Here is a 14,280-nt window from a genome sequence, read left to right on the forward strand (position 1 = left end):
ACCGCGCGATGGCGGGTGGGAGCTGGACGTGACCACCGGCGTGATCACCAGGTGTGCCAGTAGGGCGCGTTCGATCGGCGCCGGTTCGCGCGGCGACCAGGTGCCTCGGGGAGCACCTGCAGCGCGCCGTGCATCCCGACGATCGGCCGCGCGTCGATGCTGCGATGAGCAGCACCATTTTGACGAGTGGCCCGTTCGACGTGCGCTTTCGCCCCCGTCTGCCCGACGAGAGGTGTTGGCGCCGGGCCAGGGGCATCGGCTGGAGTCTGCTGCAGGCCAGGGACCGCGGGTGGTGAGATTGCTGACCGTCTGAGCTGGCGAGCACCGCTCGCAGTCCCCCCTCGGCAGCGGAAGTTCTTGCCGCACAGGGGACGTCCGGGAAGCCGGGGGGCGTCCGACTGGGTGAGTGGGGCTGCAGGATGTCGACGGGCTGGTCGATATCGTTGCTGTGCAGCAAGCAAGTGGAGGACTGGCCGCCTGGTGGCATCAGCTGGCGCCGCCCGAGCGGGCTGATCTGCTCGAGTTGCCGGTGGACTCGTTCCTGCCGGAGCACCTGGTCCAGCAGCTGCGCACGTTCGGGGTGGACATTCCCGATGTGGCCGTGGCGCTGAGGTTGTGGGAGAGATCCTTCGCGGTCTACGCGCAGCCGGCAGCCATGCAAGAGTTCTTGTCCGCCGCACGGGTCTGGGCCGTTGGGTGGGCGGCCGATTCTGCCTAAACCAGAGGACGTGACTGCCGGCGGGATCGTGATCGACTCCGCCGGGCTTGGTCGCTGCGCTGTGTTGGTGTCGTGCCTGGGCGGCGCCTGCCCCGGGCGCACCCGGGACTCACATCGCCCAGCCGCCCCGGCTTACCGGGCGGTCTGGACCCGGTCGCCCCTCCTCCTCTCGGGCCAGCAGAGCTTCGGTGTAATCGCCGGGGATGCAGTCCTTGTAGTCGACGGCGACGAGCACCCAGCCAGGCTGTGTCGAGATGGGTGGCCTGTTCGCCAATCAAGGCTTCGGTCGACTGGGTGAAATCGCACCGTCGTCGTCAAGGCCCTCTTGTGCTGCTCCGATGACCACGCTGTGGATGCGATCGTGTGGCTGCTGGTGATCGGTGGCACTGTCTGGGTGGGCCTTGATGCCTCACGACTTGGCGCTGCTCGCGGCCGCCTGGGCGGCGGGCTGCTCGACATGGGCACCGCCGCGTGGGTCGTGTGTTGTCTGCTCTTCTTCCTGATCGCCTTCCCGTGCTACCTGGCCACCCGCGGACGACTGGTGGCCGCCCAGGCAGCAGCGGCCCGCCCCGCGGCGGGCTCGGGACACAGGGCGGCGGTCAGTACGTGGACTGCACCTGTCGACACATGGGCGCCCTCGACTCCCGCAGTCGCTTCGGCTTCTGCTCCCATCGCGCCGACTCCTCGCCGCGGTTTCGTGCAGGAACTTGAGGAAGTGACGCAGATGTACAAGGCGGGGCACCTCACCGAAGAGGAATTCCGTACGGCCAAGGCGCGCATCCTGCGCCGCTCCGAAGGCTGACCCCTACCGCTGGCTCGTCCGCTCCCTGCGTCGCCTGGCCCGCAGGCGCCAGGGGTCCGGAGTGGTGCGTTGCGGCATCATGCGCGATGGGAGCTCGCTGCGGCGCTCCGCTCCGGTCCGACCCGGCTGAGCGTCCACGGCGCGACGAGACGTCCAGGGGTATCGAGCTGCAACCGGCGGCCAGAGCAGAAAGGTCAGGTGTAGAGCCACACCGCGCCGATGAGGGCCGCCGCGATGGACACGAACCCGAAGCAGCCGACCCAGATGAGCCCGGGGATCTTGGTCAGGCGGGCCAGTTGGTCGGCGTCGGAGCCCGGTGCGCCTCCTCGGCGGCGTTTGCGCTGCAGTTCGGCGATCGGTTTGGGTCCGGACAGCAGCAGGAACCAGGCCAGTGTCAGCGCGAAGGCGTGCTGGACGGTGTCGGGGGTCCACCAGGTGATGGCGAAGGTCGCCAGGCCGGTGGCCATGACGCTCAGCGCCCCCCACAGGTTGCGGATCTGCAGCAGCATCGCGGCCAGCAGCGCCAGCGTGCCCCACAGCATCGCCGTCACGTACCCGGCGGACAGGACCCAGGCGGCGCCCAGCCCGATCAGCGAGGGCGCGATATACCCGGCCGCCGCGGTCGCGATCATCCCGGGCCCGGAGGGTCTACCGGCCGAGACGGTCACTCCGGAGGTGTCGGAGTGCAGGCGGATGCCGGCCAGTCGGCGCCCGGTGGCCAGGGCCGCGACCGCGTGCCCGCCTTCGTGCGCGATGGTGACGACGCTGCGGCTCAGGCGCCACAGGGGTGGCGTCATCACTGCGGCTGCGGCCAGGAGCATCGTGGCCAGGATCAGCCACAACGGCGCGGAGGGCAGGGGAGTGCTGAGCAGGTCCCAGATGCTGTGCGCACGGTCCACCGCGTTCGTCGTGCTCGTCGTACTCGTGGTGCTTGTGCTGATCGCGCTGGTCGGGTTCATCATCACCTTGCACTCATCGGCTTGCCCACCGGGGGACACAGGGCTGCGTCCACTCTGCATCACCGGATCCTGCCGGGAAGTCCGGGGCGATCTGCCGGGCTGAGTCTCTCGGACCCGGCTGAGTGATGGCTCAGATGGCCCTGTCACAGCACTAGCACCATGCCGGCGTCGTCGGCGATGCCGGTGGTGGCGATCCGGTGGTGGGGAGGGCCGATCGACCGCTCCCCACCACCGGCGTGCGCCCGGAGTCAGCCGCGCTGCAGAGTCTGGCCGTTCTGCTGGACGAGGACGTAGCCGTTCCCGGACCGTGCCATGCCGACGGTGGGGGAGTCGGCGCCCAGGCCCACGCCGAGCCACGGGGCGTCGCCGTAGGTAAAGACGCCGCCGTCGGCGGCGACGAGCCAGTACCCGCGACCGCTGGGGGTGCGGGCCATCCCGACCACCGGCTGGTTCAGCCGGGTCCCGCCGGCCGACCCGTAGAAGGCGGCGTCGCCGAAGCTGAAGATGCCGCCATCGCGCGCGACGAGCCAGTAGCCCTTCCCGGTGGCCGTGGCCGACATCCCGACGATCGGCTGGTTGAGCCGCAGGTTGCCGGTGGAGCCGTAGAAGGCGGCGTCGCCGAAGCTGAAGATGCCGCCGTCGGCTGCTACCAGCCAGTAGCCCTTCCCGGTGGCGGTGGCCGCCATGCCGACCACGGGCTGGTTCAGTCGAAGGTTGCCGGTGGAGCCGTAGAAGGCGGCGTCGCCGAAGCTGAAGATGCCGCCGTCGGCGGCCACCAGCCAGTACCCCTTGCCGGTGGCCGTCGAGGTCATCCCAACGACGGGCTGGTTCAGGCGCAGGGCCGTTGTCCCGCCGTAGTTGGTGGCAGCACCCCACGCGGTGACCTCTCCGCGGGAGGTCACCCGCCAGCCACCGGTCGCTGAGGGCATCGAGGCACCGCCCACCGTGACGTTGGCGGTCACCGGCAGCGTGGACTCGCGGTTCACCGTCTGCTCGAACAGCAGCCGCGCAGGGCCCTCCTTGGCGTCGTAGCGGGCGGGGTGAGCCGAGACCTGCACCGCCTGCGCCAGCGCTCCCGGCGTCCCCGGGGTGCGGGCCTCCAGGGCCTTGGCTCTGTCGATGAACTTCCCGGCCGCGTAGCTGACGGTGCGGCGCTGGTCCGAGGTCCCCCACGAGGCCCGCTGCTGGAACACGCCCATCGAGTCGGCGTCGCCGTTGCGGCAGTTGTTGACGTTGCTCTCCACGATGGCGGCCTCGAACGCGGCCAGCCGGACGCGGTCGCTGGCGTCCTTGGCGGCAAGGACCTGGGCGATCTTCTGGACGGCCCGCTGGTCGTACGTGCCGGGGACGTACCCGCGGGAGCAGTCGACGTCGGGGTCGGCGGCGAAAGCTGTGGTGGCCAGGCCGACGGTGAGGGCACCGGTCAGCAGCGGGACGACGACGAGACGACGGATGCGGTGGGGGTTCACGGTGTTTCCTCCTCGATGTCCGCGGGGTGCGGTTGCCGGGAACGATCCGGCCCTGCAGCGCTGCAGGTCAGGGCAGGGCTGCCCCGGCGGGCACGCGGTTTCTCCCCTCGTTTGGCCGAACGCCTGCGGCGAGGTGGGCGGCTGGACTACTTTCTGGCCCGGCGGTCAGGAGAGGCCGGCGACGAGAGGACACCAGGTGCCATCCCCAGTGACGGAGCCCGCGGTCGGGGGCACTCCTGCCCCTGCGCGCGCCTCCGCTCCAGCGGCAGGCTGCGGTGCTGTCCGGCCGTCGACCCCTGGAGCTTCCATGCCTACCCCCGCCCTGCCGCCCTGCGCCGTCATCACCGCAGGCTCGCTGCGCCAGACCCTGGCGCCCGGTGACACGCTGACCTTCGGCCGCGGCGCCGGCCACGACCTGCGCATCGGTCACGAGCCCGAAGACCTTCGGGTCCCACGGGCGGCGGGTCGCCTGGAGTGCCGCGCCGACGGCGTCCTGGTGCACAACACCTCCGACAAGCGCAGCATCTCTGCCCGGACCTTCCCCGGCCCGGGCTTCGAGATTGCGCCCGGCGCGCTGGTCGGCACCGTCCCGTACGACATGGTCCAGCTGGTGATCCAGGGGCAGACGGGCAACCAGTACGCCATCAACATCGACACCCGAGGGCTGGTCGCCTCCATCCCCCCGCCGCAGCCCGAGCGGTCCGGTTCCGACGGGTCCCGGCCGACCGTGGGGTTCGTTCGCATCGACGGTCTGCGCCTGCGCGAGCGCCACCTGCTGCTGGCCCTGTGCCTGCCCGCCTGGTCGGGCCGGCGCGGCGCCGAGGAGGTGCCCAGCTACGCCGAGATGGAGTCGATCTTCCGCGAGCGCGGTGTCGCGGTCAGCGCCGGACGTCTGCGCAAGGACCTGGACCTGCTGCGACGCAAACTGTCCGAGGAGCACCAGGTCGAGAACGTCTACACCGCCGAGCCGGGTGGTGTCCCGGCGGGCGGCAAGCAGTCGTTCCTGCCGGGCCTGGCCCGCTGGGCGCGGACCTCGGGAAATGTGACCGAGGCGGAGCTGGAGAGGTTCGAGGACGGTGACCTTGCACCGGGGTGACGAACCGGCGACGGACGGGCTGCAGCCGTGGACCATCGACGAGTCCAGCCTCCTGGACGTCCAGTCCGTGGCGGGCACCGCCGTCCCCACGGTGGGCGTGTGGGCCGGTCCGCCGGAGGACCCGGCCCGATACGAGCTACTGGAACCGGTCGGCGGCGGCGCTGAAGGTAGGACCTTCCGTGCCCAGTACCGCCCGGCCCCCTCCGCCCAGCCCGTTCCCGTCGCGGTCAAGCAGTTCCTGCCGCCACCGGGAGCCTCGCTGACCTGGCCGCACGACGGGACGTGGCCACGACTGTCCCAGCAATTCCGCGTCCTGGCAGGAGTCCGCCAGAATCCTCACCTGGTCGATACCCGCGAAGTGTTCTTGGGCGCCATCTCCACCGCCCCCGAAGAGCTTGTGCCGTTCGTGGTCATGGAGTGGGTCGACGGGCGCTCGCCGGTCGACATGCTCGCCGACGGCGGGGTCAGCTTGCGTACCCGCCTGGCGTGGGTCGAGGACCTCGCCGCCGCGCTGCGGACCCTGCGCTCGCTGAGCACCCACCCCGGCAACGCGGTCGTTCACGGCGACGTCAAACCTGAGAACTGCCTCATCACCTCCGCCGGGGCCCTGGTGCTCATCGACCTCGGCGCGGCCACTCACGCCGAGGGTGGGGCGCGCGCCGGCCTGCACACGCCCGGTTTCGCTGCCCCCGAGGTCGTCGCCGCGCCGGGTTCATCGCGCACCTTCGCCAGCGATGCCTACTCCCTGGGTGCCACCGCATTCGCCTTCCTGACTGGTCACAGCCCGTCCGTGGCGAAGGGGGAGACGTTCGCGCAGGACGTCACCGAGGCCGTGGTGCACGCGCCCGCCTTGCGTGCGGTGGGTTCCCCCCGCCACCGCCGCCGACTGGCCGAGCACCTCCTGCTGCTGCTGGACCCGGACCCCGAGCGCCGCCAGCGTCACGACACCACCCGGTGGGCGCAGGCCCTGCGCACGCTGGGATTCGGACGTGGGCGCCGAGTGCGGCAGAGGACGCTGGCGACCGCCCTCGTCGCGGCCGCAGCGCTGGGGACGACGTACGTCCTGGATGTTCCGCCGTTCCACCGCGCGGAGACGGCCACCGGCTCCAGCGAGCAGGAGGCGCTGGTGCAGCAGGTCGCCGCTGCCTACGACGACGCGGCGCACACGATCCAATGGGACCAGCTACCCGAGGATGGGCCGTTGCTTGATCCGCGAACGCAGGCGTCGTGGACGTTCCCCGAGGACTCGGAGGCGTGGCCGACCGTGTTCGCCGGAGCCGCGGCGGTCGCCAGCGCGCAGGGGTACGACGTCCACGTGACCGATGCCTCGCTCATCACCGATATTCCGGCGCCGGTGGTGGCGACAAGCCGCGAGGTGCTGACATCGAAGGTCTCCATCGTTTCGGGCCAGGGGGCGGTGGGGTTGTTCTGCCGTGGCGGTGATCTGGACGCGGGCGAGCGCTACGCGTTCATGTTCAGCCACGCAGGCGCGGTCGGCATCTTTGAGCCTGACGATCCGGGCGGCGAGGCGGGCGCGAACAGCACCGGTTTCTGGTACCTGCACGGCATCGACCTACGTGATGGGGTTGAACTGCAGGCGAGCTGCCGGGATGAGGGTGCCAAAGTCGTCCTGCAACTGGCCGTCAATGGCAAGACAGTCCTGACCTACGAACCGACGAAGATTCTCGGTCCTTCCCGTTCCGGTGTCGAGGTCTACTCGTTTGGCGGAGTGGAATCCGGTGGGGAGGACATCACGGCGCGGGTCACCTCGTTCGCACAGTTGTCGACAGCCTGAGTTCGACATTTTGGCCCACGGTGGCGCATCGGTGGATACGCTGCGGCAGTCAGTTTCTCGCTGGCGCAACTTCCCACATGTAGATGAGGTTTCCATGCGTCGAACCATTGTCGGTGTCATGACGGCCGCGACCCTAGCCCTGGGTGGCGCTGCCATGGCGGCTCCGGCCGTCGCGGCCGGTCCGCCCTCCACCATCCCGCCCAAGGTCAAGGTGTGCGTGAAGTACGAGTACCGGTACCTGGGCAGCAGCCTGTCGCGGGTGTGCGTGAAGTACGCCTGAGTTCTCCGGGAGGGCGGGACAGACGCGCTACGCGCCTGTCCCGCCTCTCTATTTGGCGGCCTGTCCCCTGGTCAGGGGGCAGGGCTGCCCTCGTGCCGATCACCGCCCGAACGGCACCGTCTTCTCAGACGGAAACCCCGAGACGCGGGGCCACTGAGCAGAGACGGAAAACCAGCCATGAGCACGAACGCCACCTCGCGCAACCCGCTGGCCCATGACGCCCCGGCCGGCATCGACCGCCGACGACTTCTCATCGGCGGCCTGGCCACCCTGGCCACCGCCGGCGCCTTCACCGCGACCGCCGGGCTCCTCACCCCCTCCCGGGCGCAGGCCGCCAGCATCGGCAACGTCCTGCGCCCGGGACAGCAGCTCAACCGCGGACAGAGCCTGCTGTCCCCCAACGGCGTCTTCGAGTTCCGCATGCAGAACGACGACGGCAACGGCGTGCTGTACAACCTGCGCACTGGAGCGGCCCTGTGGTCAACCCGCTCCAACGGTCGCCCCGGCGCCTTCCTGGCCAACCAGGGCGACGGGAACGTCGTCTGCTACACCCCCGGGTACACCCCCGGTTACACCTTCGCCAGCGGCACCACCGGCGACTACGGCACCGGAGACCTGGTCCTGCAGGACGACGGCAACCTCGTGCGCTACGGCGGCCCCTCCGGCTGGGCCTGGGCCAGCGGCACCGACGGCGGCCGGAACAACCTTGGCAGCGCCGGCGGCACCCGGGCGCCCCTGCCCGCCTCGACCCGGGCGGCGCAGGTTGTGAACTTCGCCCGCGCCCAGATTGGCAAGCCCTACCAGTACGGCGCCGCCGGTCCCAACACCTACGACTGCTCCGGCCTGACGCTGGCTGCGTACAAGTCGATCGGCATCACCCTCGGCCGGACGACCTACGACCAGGTGAAGAACGGCTCGCCCGTGTCGCTGGCCCAGCTGCAGCCCGGCGACCTGGTCTTCCCCAACGCCGACCACGTCGCCATCTGCAGCGGCAACGGCAAGTGGATCGAAGCAGCCAAGCCTGGCACCACCGTCCGCGAGGTCGCCCGGTGGGGGAACTACTGGGCTGGTCGCCGCATCGTCTAAGACTCGGCCAGACGCGCAAACGGTCGGGCGAATCGCCGCCCGACCGGCGCCGGCCCGGCCTGCACGGGCCGGGCCGGTCGCGGACCCATCGCGTGCCTCATGCAGCGCGGGAAACGCCGGCGCGGCCGAAGACGTCGGCGACAGCGGTGACACGACAGGTGGGCGTACCCGCAGGGCGGGACAGGCGGCCTGGCCGGGGGGCCTGCGCTGGGCCATGAGTGACAAATGGCTGCGGATGCTTCACAGTGTGCCTGACTGAGAGTCACGGCGTACGTTCACGGGAGATCACATGCGTCACGGCTTCGAAGCAGGCAGTGTGGTCCTGAACAGGAGATGGCTGGGCGAGGACAACGTGGCCCCTGCCCCGCCCGTGAATGAGATCCTGCGGTAAGCGCCGCCGGGGATCTTGTTGGCGGCGCTTCAGCGCCGATCACCTGGGGCGCGTCAAGAGTCATGACTACTGCGCGACAGTGGTACGCACCAGGCGGAAGCTGCTCCGGCCCGTGATGATGTGCACCGCGTCAGCGACGGACCCGGGAGGTGACATGGCGACCGCTGCAGGTGAGCCATCGCGTGAGGCCGGAACCGAGAAGCCGAGTGACGTTCCGACGGATGCGGCCCTGGCCTTCGAGGTGCGTTACGCCGATGACGAGCCTTACCGCTTCGAGGACGGCTCCCGTCGTCGCTTCGGGCGCGAGGACCGCGACGAGGACGCCATCACCATCTGGGAGCAGATTCACGATCAGCATCTGTCGAAGGTGGCCGGTGAACTGTGGTGCGCCGACGGGCAGATGTGGGTCAGGAACCTGTCTCAGGCGCATGAGCTGGTCATCGACGGTTCCGGCTCGGCCACCTTGGTGTTGCCCTCCCGAACCCCGGACCACCCGGGATTCGCCTGCTCGATTCCGTGGCCGAAGGGAACTGTCCGTGCCCCCAGCACCGGCTCCTGGCAGCTGGACGTCACTGCGCTGCCTACGGAGGCGGCGCGCTCCCCATCGCCTGCCGAGGAGGTAGCCCAAGATGCCCTCCAAGACGTTCCCCGCCCGCTGCAGGCCGTGGCGCGTGCCCTGTGCGCACCGCTGCTGCGGGGGCAACCACGGCCGGCCACCGCACGCGAAGTCGCCACCAGCCTCGGCATCACTGAAGGCCAGGCCGCCCGGGGCATCGACTCCCTGTGCGCCCACCGGCTGGACCGCAACGGCCGCGGAACCGGTAAAGGGGGTGATGGGGACCTCGATGACCCCACCGCCCGCATCGCCCGCGTCGCCAGGGACCTCCTGACCTCCCCGTTGTTCGCCACCGTCCGCGTCGACGACGTTCCTGCTGCCCACCGTGATGTCGCCCAGGCCTGGTGCGCCCCGTTGCTGGCAGGCGGGTCCCTGCCTGCCAGTTACGCCGAGATCGCCGCCGCGCTGAACATCACAGCGCGCACCGCGCGCAGGCGTGTGGAGGAACTGACCGACCGCTACAGCGCCCAAGTGCTGGCCCTCCCCGGCGGCCTGCGCCCGGGAGAGACCCTCAGCACCGCCACCGCCCGTCTCCTGGTCCATCGGGGCAAGGTGAGGCGGGCATGAGCCAGCCACCGAGCCGACCCGCGGGCCGATCTGACCAGGACAGCGGGCCCACGGGCGCCCTGCCTGAGGGGTTTGAGCCAGTGGGTGCCCCCTTGGGAACCGGCTCGAGCGCCGTGGTCTGGCTGGCGCGGCGCGTCGTCGATGACCGCGTCTTTGCCCTGAAGGTCTGGCGGCGCCCCTTGAGCGATGACCGCGAGCGTGATCTGTTCCTGCGCGAGGTACGCCAGCAGGTGGCCCTGCAGCACGACAGCGGCCACCTGGTCACCTACGCCTGGGCCGAGGTGGATGCCCGACCACCCTGGATCGCCGTCGAACCGCACGGCATCTCACTGCAGCAGTCGCTGGCCGAGCACAGACACCCACCGCTGTCAGAAGGCATGGTGTGGGCGGTCGACCTGCTCGCTGGGCTGCAGGCCCTGCACGAGCGAAAACTGCTGCACCGCGACGTCAAACCAGCCAACGTCCTGGTGCACCAGGGCCGGGCCAAGCTGTGCGACTTCGGCCTGGTCATGGACGCCGCCGGCTTCACCCAGGACACCGCCGCCGGCACACCGCAGTACATCGCCCCCGAACTCCTGGGGTCAGCCGCAACGCCCGACTACCGCACCGACGTCTACTCCGCCGGCGCCACCATCCAGGAAGTGCTCGGCCCTGACCTGCCAGCAGGCATCAAGCAGGTGCTGACCGCCGCCACCTCTCTTCGGGCAACGGACCGACCCGAAGACGCCGGGCAGTTCGCCGACCGGCTCCGCCAGGCAGGAAGCACCGCCGGCCTGTCGCTGCCGCCGCCACTGCCCGGCACACCGACACCCGCCCCCTCGCCGGCGCCGGCGCTGGCGCCCAAGCGGCCCCGCCGCGCCCGCCGGGTGGCGCTGGCCGCGGCGGTTGCTGTGGCTGTGGGCGGTGCGGGCGCGGCCTTCGCCGCCTCCATCGGCGACGGGCGCGCGGATGACCCAGCAGTAAGGACGTCTTCCTTGGCATCCACCTCCTCGAGCCCTCCGCCGAGCCCGCAGACCGCCGATGCCTCGCTGGCGCCGCCGGACATCGACGAGCAGGGACGGCCGGTCGTCCTGCCGGCGGCGACGGCCGGGCGTTGTGCGCAGGCTTCGGTCGGCGCTGAGCCGGTCGATTCGCAGTCTTTCAGCGTCGACGGCACCGTCGTGGCGGTCCTGCGTGCCACCTACAGCGCGGACCGTCACGAAGCGTGCGCGAAGTTGATCAAGCCTGAGGAGTCGCCGCTGAGTGGTCAGCGCACACATCTGGCGTTGACCTTGTGCGGCGATGCCAACAGCTGCGATCACGACTGGAACGCCTACTCGACCGATGCCGGCCCCACAGTGGTCCCCTCGGCGCGAGGGTGCATGAGCTGGCGGGTGTCGGTGCTGGCTGCCGACGGCACCACCTGGCTCGTGCGCGATGAGGTCGGTAGCACGGGGTGCTGACGGTTCACCATCAAGGACCGGCTCACGCGCCAGGGCAGGGGCTGCCCTGCCGCACGAAGGGCTGAGCGCAGCAGGCTGCTTTCACCGCGGCAAGCGGTCACCGGCTCGGGATGCTGAGGTTGTCGGCCTCCTGGAGTGGGTGATCCGCGCATCTCGATTGAAGCCGCCTGGAGATGCCTGGAGGTACTCATGCGCACGACCGGTCACAACCCGGCAGACAGCCACGCGGCGAGCATGCCCGGTCCCCGGGCACCTCACCGGGCTCGACGGTCGCCCGCGAGGCGGCTGTCGGGCCGTCGCGCCGCCGTGCACCTCCTGGTGGCCGCAGCTGTCGGGGGAGGCGTGGTCGCGCCGCTTGCTCCCGCTCAGGCCGCCGCCGGGCATCCGGGCACCGTCGTCACCAACGGCACAGCACTGCGCGCGCACAGCGGCCCTGCCACCTCCTCCGGTGTGACCGCGACGCTGAGCAACGGCACCCGCATCCTGATCAGCTGCCAGACCGATGGCACCCGGGTGAGCGGAACCTTCGGCACCAGCACACTGTGGGACCGCGCCACCGCCACCGACGGACGCGCCCTGGGCTACGTGTCCGACGCCTACGTACGCACCGGCTCCGATGGCCGCATCGCTCCCGACTGCACCAAGGCCGAACCTGCGTCGCGCAAGCCCCCTAAACAGCTTTCGGTCTCGGGACGGGGACTCACCTTCATCGAGCAGCGCGAGGGTTTCAGAGGTCATCCGTACAACGATGCCACCGACAACTGCACCATCGGCTTCGGCCACCTCCTGCACAAGGGCGTCTGCACCAGCGCAGACTTCAAACGCTGGGGAACCATCACCGTCGCCCGCGGCCGGGAACTGATGCGACCGGACATCGAAGCGGTCACGTCGGCCCTACGACGCGAGCTGGCCTCCACACCGCTGCACCAGCACGAGTTCGACGCTCTGGCCAGCTTCGTCTACAACATCGGCGTGGGACGCCACGCCTGGGGCGAAGGCTTCCTGGGCAGCGCCGTCTACGACGACCTCATCGCTTCGCCACCGCGCTACTCCGCGGTTCCTGAGCACTTCCTCACCTGGACCAACGGTGGGCTCCTACGAAACCGGCGGATCCTGGAAGGCAACCTGTTCCGCTCGGGTACCTACTCCTGAACAACTGGCCGCACGCGAAGGCCTAGTCCGCTGCCGCGAGCCCACCCCCCTACGCCACCGAACCGCTCACTCTAAGGACTCTTGCCATGCACACTCGTCAGCGCTTTGCAGGTGCAATTGCCGTCGCGGCTGCGACTCTCACTCTAGGAGCTGCGGCGCCCGCGTCCGCAGCCCCACCGACCTTTCTGGCGCCGTTCGCTTGCGGCCAGACGTGGACAGCGGGGACGTTCAGCGGTCACAACCCGGCGAACTCAGTAGACTGGAACTTCTACCCGGCTAGCCAGGAAGAGGGCAAAAGTATCCTGGCCAGCCGCGGGGGGACCGTCGTCGGCTCCGGCTACGCCACCAACACGGGCTACGGAAACTTTATCGAGATCGACCACGGTGGTGGCTGGCACACGTTCTACGCTCACCTTGCCTCCCGCTCTGTCCGCGTCGGAGACCGCGTCACCACCGGCCAGAAAATCGGGGTGGTAGGGCACACCTCAGCCAAGGCGAACCTCCAGACTCACCTACACTACGAGCAGCGCCTGAACGGCCACGTCGAGAAGGCGATCATCGCAGGCGACCGCGTCCCCTACTTCGACCACACGCCGTACACCAGCACCAACGCATGCCAGAGCTCGCGGGCCACCGGGGTAGTGGACACCGACAATGTTGCCTTGACCGTCCGACAAGGCCCCGGCCAGAACTACCCAGCCGTTGGATCACGCCGCGATGGCGCCAAGGTCACCATCTACTGCCAAACGAACGGTGCAGAGAACATCACTGGCACCAGGGGGACCAGTCGGCTGTGGGACCGCATCGGCGATGGGCAGTACATCAGCGACGCCTACGTCAACACGGGAAGCATGGGGAGAGTTGCCCCGGCATGCTGAAGCCATCACGGGGCCGGCGCCACCAGCTTGCGGTCCCCGCACTCCCCAATCAGCAATCATCCGGATGGCCTGGCCCAACAGCGGGTCGACGCGGTCGCGATCCCCGGTCACCGGGTGAACCGGGAGATCGGTGCCAGTCGCGAGTGCTCACCGCGAAGCTGGGCGCCGATAGTTCGCCAGGAAGAACCAGGGACCGGTACTGCGACAGCAACTGCTCGGTGCCGGTGACCTCCAGACTCAGTCCCCACGAGAGCGATAGGCGTTCGACGTACCCGGCATCCTCAATCCTCACCTTGCCCGAAGGAGAATCATGAAGCGTCACCTGTTTCAAGGCTTTACCGTCCTGAGTCGCGCCGCGTTCGTCGCGGCATCGCCACTCATCCCCGGCGGCAACGTACAGGCCGCTAGCGCCACTCTCTTTGGTGACACTTCAGCTCACAGCGTTGGCGGCTCCGCTGAGGGGGACAAGATGCGTCACATGATCCGCAAGGCGCTGGTCACGGCAGCGGCGACGGTGGCAGTGGGTGGGCTGATGGCTGCGCCAGCACAAGCGGAGCTTGACCCGCTTCTCCGGACACCATGATCCTGACTGATCCACCGGATCGCCCTGCGCACTGTCAAAGGTCGGGCAACACGCGTCGCCGAGGACTGGTCCGGACGACAAGTTCTTTTCGCCTCTCCCTGCGCTGCTAGCCTTGCGACCTTCGTCACCCCGGCCATCGCCAAGCCTTGCTGCATGTCCGCGGACAGCAGGTCGTCTTCGCTCAGCCGTAGCGCGCGGTTGCGGGTGGTCTGATCCGCCTCGGCCCACCAGGAGCGTGCCGCCGCGGCCTGCGTCATGCCGCCAGTTTCCCCGGCCAGTAGCTGGACGCTCAACTCCCCCCTTCGTGGCCGCGGACCAAGTCAAGGGTGCAAGGTCGACGGCGCTGGGTGGGGTTCACTCGCAGACCCGGCCGTCGGAGTCGGCGTCGCGGTAGAAGGCGTACTCGGGGTCCTGGCCTTGGAGGTAGGGGCCGTAGCCGGCGGCCT

General features: G+C 69.7%; 14 protein-coding genes and 1 pseudogene. 11 read left to right on the plus strand and 4 right to left on the minus strand.

What is annotated here, in order from left to right:
- The first annotated feature begins 406 nt into the window (after positions 1-406).
- Positions 407-718 (plus strand): hypothetical protein, encoded by a 312-nt coding sequence (locus ACRYR2_RS15105; RefSeq protein ID WP_432563707.1) that lies wholly within the window; start codon positions 407-409, stop codon positions 716-718.
- Between the two features lie 109 nt (positions 719-827).
- Here ACRYR2_RS15105 and ACRYR2_RS15110 read toward each other — a convergent pair whose 3' ends face one another.
- On the minus strand, positions 828-953 hold the full coding sequence (locus ACRYR2_RS15110) for a hypothetical protein (RefSeq protein WP_432563708.1): 126 nt from the start codon (positions 951-953) through the stop codon (positions 828-830).
- Positions 954-1,067: 114 nt separating this feature from the next.
- On the opposite strand from ACRYR2_RS15110, the gene ACRYR2_RS15115 reads away from it, so the two are divergent.
- Positions 1,068-1,520, plus strand: a complete 453-nt coding sequence (locus ACRYR2_RS15115; protein ID WP_432563709.1) for an SHOCT domain-containing protein — start codon at positions 1,068-1,070, stop codon at positions 1,518-1,520.
- A 194-nt stretch (positions 1,521-1,714) separates the two neighbouring features.
- Here the strand turns inward: ACRYR2_RS15115 and ACRYR2_RS15120 are convergent, their stop codons facing one another.
- Entirely contained in the window at positions 1,715-2,419 is a 705-nt protein-coding gene (locus ACRYR2_RS15120; RefSeq protein ID WP_432563710.1) for a M50 family metallopeptidase, read from the minus strand.
- 308 nt (positions 2,420-2,727) lie between these two features.
- Entirely contained in the window at positions 2,728-3,948 is a 1,221-nt protein-coding gene (locus ACRYR2_RS15125; protein ID WP_432563711.1) for a hypothetical protein, read from the minus strand.
- 307 nt (positions 3,949-4,255) lie between these two features.
- Here ACRYR2_RS15125 and ACRYR2_RS15130 point away from each other — a divergent pair, with 307 nt between their 5' ends.
- From ACRYR2_RS15130 to ACRYR2_RS15170, 9 genes are all read left to right on the plus strand, one after another.
- Positions 4,256-5,044, plus strand: coding sequence for a hypothetical protein (locus ACRYR2_RS15130; RefSeq protein ID WP_432563712.1), 789 nt, complete (start codon positions 4,256-4,258; stop codon positions 5,042-5,044).
- Positions 5,025-6,839, plus strand: coding sequence for a protein kinase domain-containing protein (locus ACRYR2_RS15135; protein WP_432563713.1), 1,815 nt, complete (start codon positions 5,025-5,027; stop codon positions 6,837-6,839). The genes ACRYR2_RS15130 and ACRYR2_RS15135 overlap by 20 nt, the downstream gene beginning before the upstream one ends.
- 118 nt (positions 6,840-6,957) lie before the next feature.
- The gene (locus tag ACRYR2_RS15140; RefSeq protein ID WP_432563714.1) at positions 6,958-7,119 is read left to right on the plus strand and encodes a hypothetical protein; all 162 of its coding nucleotides are present in this window, start codon (positions 6,958-6,960) and stop codon (positions 7,117-7,119) included.
- A gap of 177 nt (positions 7,120-7,296) precedes the next feature.
- A complete protein-coding gene (locus ACRYR2_RS15145) occupies positions 7,297-8,205 on the plus strand; it encodes an NlpC/P60 family protein (protein WP_432563715.1) in 909 nt (302 codons plus the stop codon).
- 545 nt (positions 8,206-8,750) lie between these two features.
- Positions 8,751-9,779, plus strand: a complete 1,029-nt coding sequence (locus ACRYR2_RS15150; protein ID WP_432563716.1) for a hypothetical protein — start codon at positions 8,751-8,753, stop codon at positions 9,777-9,779.
- A 92-nt stretch (positions 9,780-9,871) separates the two neighbouring features.
- On the plus strand, positions 9,872-11,221 hold the full coding sequence (locus ACRYR2_RS15155) for a serine/threonine-protein kinase (protein WP_432563717.1): 1,350 nt from the start codon (positions 9,872-9,874) through the stop codon (positions 11,219-11,221).
- 342 nt (positions 11,222-11,563) lie between these two features.
- Complete coding sequence (locus ACRYR2_RS15160; protein ID WP_432563718.1) at positions 11,564-12,373, plus strand: lysozyme; 810 nt, start codon at positions 11,564-11,566, stop codon at positions 12,371-12,373.
- 86 nt (positions 12,374-12,459) lie between these two features.
- The gene (locus tag ACRYR2_RS15165; RefSeq protein ID WP_432563719.1) at positions 12,460-13,251 is read left to right on the plus strand and encodes a M23 family metallopeptidase; all 792 of its coding nucleotides are present in this window, start codon (positions 12,460-12,462) and stop codon (positions 13,249-13,251) included.
- 310 nt (positions 13,252-13,561) lie between these two features.
- Entirely contained in the window at positions 13,562-13,834 is a 273-nt protein-coding gene (locus ACRYR2_RS15170; protein WP_432563720.1) for a hypothetical protein, read from the plus strand.
- A 354-nt stretch (positions 13,835-14,188) separates the two neighbouring features.
- Here ACRYR2_RS15170 and ACRYR2_RS15175 read toward each other — a convergent pair.
- Positions 14,189-14,275 (minus strand): annotated as a pseudogene (locus ACRYR2_RS15175) (excalibur calcium-binding domain-containing protein); the annotation flags it as partial.
- Between the last annotated feature and the right edge of the window lie 5 nt (positions 14,276-14,280).

This window comes from Kineococcus deserti (assembly GCF_050871945.1).
In the GTDB taxonomy this organism is placed as follows: domain Bacteria; phylum Actinomycetota; class Actinomycetes; order Actinomycetales; family Kineococcaceae; genus Kineococcus.

Excerpts from the sequence above, each read along its gene's own strand:
- ACRYR2_RS15130 (WP_432563712.1), top strand. The coding sequence starts at position 4,256 with ATGCCTACCCCCGCCCTGCCGCCCTGCGCCGTCATCACCGCAGGCTCG.
- ACRYR2_RS15140 (WP_432563714.1), top strand. The coding sequence starts at position 6,958 with ATGACGGCCGCGACCCTAGCCCTGGGTGGCGCTGCCATGGCGGCTCCG.
- ACRYR2_RS15145 (WP_432563715.1), top strand. The coding sequence starts at position 7,297 with ATGAGCACGAACGCCACCTCGCGCAACCCGCTGGCCCATGACGCCCCG.
- ACRYR2_RS15150 (WP_432563716.1), top strand. The coding sequence starts at position 8,751 with ATGGCGACCGCTGCAGGTGAGCCATCGCGTGAGGCCGGAACCGAGAAG.
- ACRYR2_RS15165 (WP_432563719.1), top strand. The coding sequence starts at position 12,460 with ATGCACACTCGTCAGCGCTTTGCAGGTGCAATTGCCGTCGCGGCTGCG.
- ACRYR2_RS15170 (WP_432563720.1), top strand. The coding sequence starts at position 13,562 with ATGAAGCGTCACCTGTTTCAAGGCTTTACCGTCCTGAGTCGCGCCGCG.